3 protein-coding genes and 1 pseudogene are annotated in these 2,452 nt (G+C 40.3%); 1 reads left to right on the top strand and 3 read right to left on the bottom strand.

The window, feature by feature from the left end; all coding sequences use genetic code 11:
- The first annotated feature begins 13 nt into the window (after positions 1–13).
- Entirely contained in the window at positions 14–172 is a 159-nt protein-coding gene (locus ACR2F7_RS05435; RefSeq protein ID WP_432712573.1) for a hypothetical protein, read from the top strand.
- 186 nt (positions 173–358) lie between these two features.
- Here ACR2F7_RS05435 and ACR2F7_RS05430 read toward each other — a convergent pair.
- The 3 genes and pseudogenes from ACR2F7_RS05430 to ACR2F7_RS05420 all read right to left on the bottom strand — a co-directional run.
- Positions 359–1,393 (bottom strand): annotated as a pseudogene (locus tag ACR2F7_RS05430) (IS481 family transposase); the annotation flags it as partial.
- A gap of 121 nt (positions 1,394–1,514) precedes the next feature.
- Complete coding sequence (locus ACR2F7_RS05425) at positions 1,515–1,928, bottom strand: cupin domain-containing protein (RefSeq protein ID WP_432712572.1); 414 nt, start codon at positions 1,926–1,928, stop codon at positions 1,515–1,517.
- Positions 1,929–1,976: 48 nt separating this feature from the next.
- Positions 1,977–2,452, bottom strand: a 476-nt coding sequence (locus ACR2F7_RS05420; RefSeq protein ID WP_432712571.1) for an aldo/keto reductase, incomplete at its 5' end; no start/stop codon positions are given.

Below are 2,452 nucleotides of genomic sequence, written 5' to 3'. Positions count from 1 at the left end.
ATTTTTTAGTAAAATATCTATTGTCGTAGAAGAGGCTGATGAAACCTTTTTCTGGTTAGAATTATTACATGAGGCAGAGATAATTACATTGGCAAAAATAAAGCCGCTATTGTTAGAATATGAAGAAATTGTAAAAATTGCAAACACAATAAGTGTAATAGTTACTACTTGATCTGACACTTTGGGCTAAAGAGCGAGTAAGGTTTTCTTAGGCATTGCTCGATAAATGAAAAGGGAAAGAGGCTGTTTGCCCAACCTCTTTTTCATTTCCCGAGGTCAGGCTATCCCTGGCAGGTTGCTCCTCAGCAGAGCCTGTTTCCGTTTTGCCTGATAGCTTAAAGTTATCGGGAATTTCTAACAGTTGGCTTAACATCTTTTCTTCTGCTAGTGTTTTACTATCCATAAAGGTGTCCATTGGTGTTTTGCCGAAGCAATATTTTCCTGAATGTGTACGCTGATGGTTGTAATCATGCAGCCAGGCATTCAGGTCCATTTGTAACTCATGAATGCTGGTATATAGTTTTTTCCTGAAGGCAATTGCATAAAATTCATCTTGAATTGTTCGATGGAAGCGTTCGCAAATGCCATTAGTTTGTGGGCTACGGGCTTTGGTTTTTGAATGTTCTATACCTTCTATCTGCAGGTATAATTCATACTCATGGTATTCTGGTTTGCCACAGTACTCTGTACCTCTATCAGTCAAGATGCGTAACAAGGGTATTTGCTGTTCTTCAAAAAATGGCAGTACTAGGTCGTTAAGAGTGTCGGCTGCGGTAATAGCATTTTTTCGGTCGTAAAGCTTTGCTGTGGCTACTTTGCTATATGTATCGATAAAGGTTTGCTGGTAGATCCGACCTACTCCTTTAATGTTGCCGACATAGTAAGTGTCCTGTGCGCCGAGATAGCCCGGATGCTCTGTTTCTATTTCGCCTATCGCTTCCTTCTTCTCTTTTTTGCGCTCTAAGGCTATCATTTGCGCTTCGGTTAAAATACCGCCTTGCTGGGCAATGCGGGCTTCCAATGCCTTTAAGCGTTTGGGGAAAGTTTCCAGGTCATGCCGCTGCCAAACACACCTCACGCCGCAAGGAGAAATAAACGTCCCTTTTTTGCGTAGTTCATTGGAAGTACGAAGCTGGCCTAAAGCAGGCTGATCGAAGGCCAACTGAACAACCATCTCTTCAATCTGTGGCTCAACCCTGTTTTTGGGTATCGGTTTCTTGCGGCTAATTTCATGCAAGGCTAACTCCCCGCCAGTGTCATGCAACTCTTTAATGCGATAAAAACTATCACGAGAGTACCCCATGACTTTGCACGCTTCTGATACGTTGCCTAACTTTTCTGCTAACTTCAGCAGTCCTAACTTTGTCTTGACTAACTTTGTTTCTGAATTCATAATCTGACAGTTTAAATGGGTTTTAAATTGTGGTTTAACTCACTCACAATTTAACCCAACTGTCAGATTAAGTTGAAACTACTTCAACTAACTATTACACATAAATAACTTGTGTCTGCTTTTAGTCCTGTACTTTATTGTATGTTTCATCATCTACCGGCTCCAACCATTCAGGTTTACCTGCTGTGATTGCGATGTGTTCAAACCAACTGTCTTTTGTAGCACCATGCCAATGTTTTACACCATCATGGGTAATAATTACATCGCCGGCTTTTAGAAACTGTGCAGGCTTTCCATCTTCCTGATACCAACCTTCGCCACCGGTGACTAACAAAATCTGAAATCCATCACGGTGGATGTGCCAATTGTTTCTACATCCTGGTTCAAAGGTCACATTTCCAACAATAACGTTTATTTTGGGGTCTGCAACTAATCCTTTCAGGTAACTCTGTCCTACAAAATATTGAGCATAGGCATCGTTTTTCTCGCCTATTGGAAAGATGATACCGTTCTTTACTTCTTCATGCTTTGCCATTTTATGCCTCCATAAATTTTAGTTCAATAAATGATTTACTGATTGGAGTTACTTCTTTCCGTATACAGGAAACTTGCTATACTCTCCATAATGCTCAATTTGTTCCATATTTTCCAGAAACTGCATATCCTCTTCAGAAATAACAAAGTCTACTTCTGTATTGGTTTTCATGTGCTGCGGATTGGCCGTCTTTGGTAATGGTAATAAATCAAGTTGAAGGCAGTAACGAATTGCTAATTGAGAAACAGAAGCCTTGTATTTATCTGCTATCCTTTTTAGTTCCTGGTTCTTAAAAAGTTCGCCGTGTCCAAATGGTGAATACGCTTCTACGAGAACGTCATTCGCCTTACAGTATTTAATCAGTTCTTTCGGTGTGTTGCTGATATGTGCCAATATTTGGTTGACCATTGGTTTTACAGAACAGGAATTAAGAATGTTATCCAAGTCGGCTTTTTGAAAGTTTGAAACACCAATTGACCGAAGTTTGCCGGCTTTATAGGCTTCTTCAAGTGCTTTCCATGCTT

It is taken from the genome of Pedobacter sp. (assembly GCF_045628745.1).
GTDB lineage: Bacteria > Bacteroidota > Bacteroidia > Sphingobacteriales > Sphingobacteriaceae > Pedobacter.
This window is presented reverse-complemented; position numbering and strand designations above follow the sequence as displayed.

Coding starts and splice junctions, on each gene's coding strand:
- ACR2F7_RS05425 (WP_432712572.1), bottom strand. CDS start 1,928: ATGGCAAAGCATGAAGAAGTAAAGAACGGTATCATCTTTCCAATAGGC.